The organism is Methanobrevibacter cuticularis, assembly GCF_001639285.1.
Classification (GTDB): Archaea; Methanobacteriota; Methanobacteria; order Methanobacteriales; family Methanobacteriaceae; genus Methanobaculum; species Methanobaculum cuticulare.
This window is the reverse complement of record NZ_LWMW01000152.1, coordinates 1-6,071: the sequence shown is the minus strand read 5'-3', so window position 1 is coordinate 6,071 and position 6,071 is coordinate 1. Positions and strand designations below refer to the sequence as shown.

At 25.7% G+C, this 6,071-nt stretch carries 3 protein-coding genes; all 3 read left to right on the top strand.

The features are described 5' to 3' along the window. Positions 1 to 1,889: transglutaminase-like domain-containing protein (locus MBCUT_RS09805; protein WP_169805440.1), on the top strand; the 1,889-nt coding region annotated here is incomplete at its 5' end. Between the two features lie 36 nt (positions 1,890 to 1,925). After that, complete coding sequence (locus MBCUT_RS09800; protein ID WP_067260531.1) at positions 1,926 to 5,015, top strand: right-handed parallel beta-helix repeat-containing protein; 3,090 nt, start codon at positions 1,926 to 1,928, stop codon at positions 5,013 to 5,015. A gap of 110 nt (positions 5,016 to 5,125) precedes the next feature. After that, positions 5,126 to 6,071: hypothetical protein (locus MBCUT_RS09795; RefSeq protein ID WP_157082576.1), on the top strand; the 946-nt coding region annotated here is incomplete at its 3' end.

Below are 6,071 nucleotides of genomic sequence, written 5' to 3'. Positions count from 1 at the left end.
CTGATGGAATAGCTACTTTCAATATACAGATTTCACAAAATTTAAGTATCTCAAGTTCTGTTATAAAAGCTACGTTTTCACAACCAGGAACTACAATAATTGCATCTAAAGCTTTATCATACAAAACTGTGACTAAAAACTTGAAAAATCTTAACACTGATATTAATAAGGCTAAAAAACTGAATACGAATAAAAAATATATTTCTCAATATGATAAAAATAAACTACTTACGAAAATTAAAACTAATATTAATAATGTTAAAAAGAAGTATAAAGGATCAAATAAAAATAAGATCCTAAAATCATTAAATACAGCTTATAAAAATGCTAAAAAGATTAAAGCATTGAAAGTTAATAGTATTAAAAAAGCTACAGCTGATAAATATGTAAAAGGTGTTACTACTAAAAATAAGGATAGAACCTTTAAAGAAGCATATGATTATAAAGATGGGAAAATGCAATGGTTTGGAGTTGCTAACTCTACTACTATTGATCAAAGACCAGCAGGTCTTAGATGGACTACTTCAAAACAAAACACTACAACACTAAAAGGGAAGTATGTTAATTATGTAGTTCCTAAAACCACTAAAACAACATATAGCAATGGTATTAGAACAGTAGTCGTTAATGAGTCTTTTCAGGTAACAGGACTCAAATCATCAGCTAAAAACAAATACTTTTTATTGATTAATACAACTAAGACAAAAGAAAACTACACTTATTTACCAAACAAATATCTACAAAATTCTACTAAATGCGAAGTTAATGACCCTTATATTAAAGAATTAGCAAAGAATATTACTAAAAATTATGCAAGTAATGATTATTATGGTAAAGCTAATGCTATTTATAAATGGGTTCAAAAATATGTTGATTATGTAGAAGATGCTAATTATTCTGCAATGGGTGTTTTAAACAATAGTCATAAAGTTAATGGAAGATATGTTGCTAATTGTGTTGGATTTTCTAATTTAATAGCTGCCTTATGTCGAGCATCTGGAATTCCTGTCAAATATAAGGCTATAGCTTATTTTGAATCTATTGAATTTCCTCTTAAAAACCCTCATTTAGGACATGTATATGATCAAATATATATTAATGGAGCATGGATTAATGTAGATGGAGCTATAAATACCAATCAGATTATTAGCATTAATCAATCAAATAATCTAAAATATCCTCAACCTCTTACTAATGGTTTTTATATTACTCATGATAATGCTTGGGAAGCTTGGGATCTGATTTGTAATCATTATCTGAATAGTTCCCATAATGACTATAATGTCACAAAAACAAATGTTTCTGTTGCTATTGAACTCTTTTTTAAGCTTACTAACTCTAAAATTACTTCTTCAAACCAAGCATACCAAATATTAAGTTCTTCTTTGAGTGCTCATATTAAAATGAAGAATTTAGTTTTAAATAGTTCTTTTATCATGGCATATACTGAAAACGCTTCTAATCCTGGATCTTGGGTTAAACATTGGTTCTTTTATTGTTATAATATTATTAATAAATCTTTTAATTCTTTTTATGATATAGATGAGAATAGTATTGCATATATGTCTAAGGGTTATTCATATTTGCCTGTTGGAACTGAGATTTATTATCATGTTAATGGAACAACTAATTTTTTTGTTTCTGATGGAAGGAATATTACTCTCTATAATAATACTCAGTATATTGATACTCCTGATGGTTTTAAATATATTTTTTATCCCGATGGGACAAGATACACTACCCATATCTCTGATCCATGGATTTATCAACTTCCAGATGGGCAAATATATTATTTCCCTATTGGAGCACATCTTATTGAACTTCCTGATGGTATCTATATTTGTCATTATGTTGATGGAACAGAGGAAATTATCTATCTTCCATCATAAAAAAATAATTAAGTGTTTAAATTAAGGTGTTTAATAATGAAAATTGAAAAATATTTAATTGTATGTCTTGTGTTTGGAATCTTCATTTCTTTGTCTAGTGTTAATGCTACGACTTATACTGTTAATAATACTTGGACTAGTGATATGATACAAGATTTACTATATAATTCTAATGATATCACTACTTTGCATTTTAATGGTAGTAGTAGTGTTTATGATAGTATAATGCTTACTATTTCTAAATCTGTTAATTTGACTTGTGATCTGGGTGTTATTCTTAATGGTTCAGGTATTTCAAGTTCTGATTATGGATTCTTTGTTACAAATGATAATGTTACTATTAAAGGTTTCACTTTTATGAACTATTTATCTGGTGTTGTTGGTGATGAAGTCAATAATTTAAACATTATTAATAATACATTTAAAAATATTGAAGATTCTATTGTTATAACTGATTCTAAGAATATTGAAATAATTAATAATACTTTAAATAGTAGTGGAAGTGCAATTGGTGTTTATAAATCTTCAAATGTTGATATATCGGGCAATAATTTGTCTAATAGTACTAGTGGTGTTTATATAAGTGAATCCAATGATACAATTATTAAAAATAATATTATTGGAACTGAAGGTAATGGGATTTACATTGACACTTCTAATGAGGTTAAAATAGAAAATAATACATTAGATGATAATAAAGATGCAGGTATCCGTATTATTAACTCTAAGAATGTGAATATTAAGAAAAATGAAATTAAAAATAGTGAGAATGATGCTATAAATATATATTCATCTAATGAGATGGATATTGATGATAATAAGGTGGAAGGTAATAAAGCTTCGGGGATTTCTGTTTCTGAAGGAAATAATATAAAAATATCAAATAATAAAATTAAAAACAATAAAGATAATGGTTTATATTCTTCTGATTCTAAAAATATGATTATTAAAAATAATGATATTAGCTATAATTTTGGATCTGGAGTTTATACTAATAATCCTATTAATCTAAGTCTTGAAACTAATGATATTACTAATAACTCTATGTTTGGGGTTTATTTGGAAAATTCTAATGATGTATTGATTAAAAATAATACTATTTCTGCTAATTTTAGATCAGGGATTTATTCAGATACTTCAACATATTTAAACATTACAGGCAATAAAATAATTAATAATCAAGAAACAGGAGTACATGCAGATGATGCCAATATTTTAGACATTTTTAACAATAGTATATCTGATAATCTTGGTTTTGGATGTTATTTTTCTAATATATTGCAATTTAACCTAATCAATAATTCTATCTGTAATAATGAAGACGATGGTGTTTATTTGTTAGGTGTTGATATCTGGAGTTCTGCTTCTGTTATTAATAATACTATAAGCAATAATACTAATGGTTTTTATGCTCCAAGTATAGATAGTGTTGAGATGATTGGTAATCTCTTAGAACATAATAATGGTAATGCTTTATACATAGGAAATGCTACACTTGTAACAATAAACAATAATACTTTAAGAAATAATGCCGGGATTGGAATATATGTAGATTTAATAAATATGCCAATGATGTATTTCACACCAAGGCAAAATTTTGTTAATCATAATATTGTAGAAAATAATGGATTAGATGCTATATACTTAATTAATTGTAAATTATTAGAATTAGTAGGTAATAATCTTAAAAATTCTTCTGTAGGCATTTCGATTGAATTATCACAAGATTTGCACATATTTTATAATTCTTTTGCTGATTTGGATACAGCTATTATAATGAACAAGCTGATTGGATTATTTTGTTTTGATAATAATTTCACAAATATCAAATCTCAAGCTATAGTATCATATTCATCAGAAGCTATTTCCACAAGTCGTAATATTTTTAAAAATATAATGGGTGATGCTTTTTATTTTGTGAATGTAACTGGATTCGGATCTGAGGATGACAATTTTACTAATGTTAAAGATATGGCCATTGTCATACTATCATCTGAAAATGTTGGTATTGTGAACAGTATGTTTGTTAATTGTGGTTATGGTCTGTTTACTGATTCTGATAGTGTTCTTGTTACTGGTAATTATTTCTGGAATTGTGGTTTTGGTGTTTATGTTTCTGGTGAGAAGAATGATATTACTCGTAATATTTTTTTAAATTGTGGTGAGGCTATTTCTGTTTATGGTGTTAATAATGAGTTTTATTATAATGTGATTAATGGTTCTAAAAGGTATGGTATTTCTGTTAATGGTTATGGTAATCTTCTTTTTGGTAATAATATGAATAATAATTATGTTGGGATTTATATTAATGCTGAAGAGAATAATCTCAAGTTTAATGTTATTAAAAATTCTAAATTTGTTGGTATAGATATCTTTTCCTTTGGTTATAATAACATAACAAGTAATAAGATCTTGGACAGTGGTAGTTATGGTATTAGAGTGAAATCAAACTTTAATAATATTAAAAATAACACTGTTAGCAATGCTAAATATGGTGTTTATCTAGATGGTAAATATAATTTATTGGAGAAGAATAATATTAAGTCTAGGTATTATGGGGTTCTTTTAAAAGGTAATAATAATGTTTTAAAGAGAAATTCTGTTAATTCAAAAAATGGTATTAACATAAAAGGTAATAAGAATGCCTTAGTCTTGAATAAGTTTAAAGCTACTAATTATGGTATTATAGTCAAAGGTAATGGTAATGCTATTAATGGTGGAATTTATTCAACTACTATATCTGCTAAAAAGGGTGTTTATGTTATTGGTCATGAAAATGTATTGCAAAATCTTAAAATAAAATCTAAAACTTATGGAATTTATATAACAGGAAGAAAAAATACTTTATTTGCAAATACTTTACATAGAAACAAAAAATTTGGAGTTCAATTGATTGGACATAATAATAAAGTAAAACAAAACACAATAAACTGTAATGGTGACCATGGACTTAAAATAATTGGAAATAAAAATATAATCACTAAAAACACAATTAAGTCAAATAAATATCATCAAATAAAAGTTTTAGGGGTTAAGAATAAAATAAGTAAAAATAAATTTGGAACAAAGTTAAATAAAGCAATACATACTGTGTATTCAAAAAACAGCTTTAAGAAAAACAAATAGCTAATTTTTTTGATGTAGGAGATAAGTAAAAATTGGGTTGTATTATTATCACAATCCTCTTTATTTTTTCCTGATATCTTTTTTATTAGTATATTTTGGAGGGAGTTAATATGAAAAGAATAAATTATTTCTTAGCATTGATTTTTACTTTATTAATAATACTAGTCTTTATCAATGGTATTAGTGCAGCTACTTATACTATAAGTACTAGTAATAGTACTTCCAGTATAGATGCTTTTTTGAGTGATGAAGATTGGGAAAACCCTTCTCCTTTAGCTAATGGAGATACTGTAATATTTAAGGCCGGGAAATATAATTTAGATTTAAATGTTAATAAAGATATCACGCTTAAAACTATTGGAAAGGTGACTGTTAAAGATATTTTAATTTCTAAAAATACAAAAGTGAGTGGTTTCATTGTAAATGGAGATTTTCGTGGAGGTAAGTCTAATATTATTTCTAAAAATACTATAAGAGGGCATTTATCTGTGTTTGGAGGTAGTAATGTTATTAATAGTAATATTATAAAGGGTTCAATATGGGTTTATGGGATTAAGAATATTATTAATAGTAATAATATTTTCCAAGAATCATTCATCTATGGTGGAAAAAATAAAGTTATTTATAATAAATTTAGGAAAAATATTGTAATTGGGGAGAATAAAAATAAAATTATTAGTAATAAAGTAGTTAGTAATTATAAAATTATTACAAGTGGTAAAAAGAATATAGTAAAAAATAATAAGGAGTCTTATAGGGACTTAGCTTTAATTGATGTTGGAAAAAGTAGTAAAGGGCATATTTTATCTGTTAAAAATGTTGGGACTAAGTCTTCGTTAGCTTGTTATATTAAAATAGATAATTATGATAGGACTGTATATAAGATTAAAGTTCCTGCATTAAAAAAAGGAAAATCAACTAAAGTGCTTATACCTAAAAGGATAATTAATAAGCTTAAATATAGATATTATGAAACAACTTATTATGGTGGTTATATCTATTTGGATTATAAAAATAAGAATAAGGATGCTGATTTATCAGATAATCGTTTAGATC

Coding starts and splice junctions, on each gene's coding strand:
- MBCUT_RS09800 (WP_067260531.1), top strand. CDS start 1,926: ATGAAAATTGAAAAATATTTAATTGTATGTCTTGTGTTTGGAATCTTC.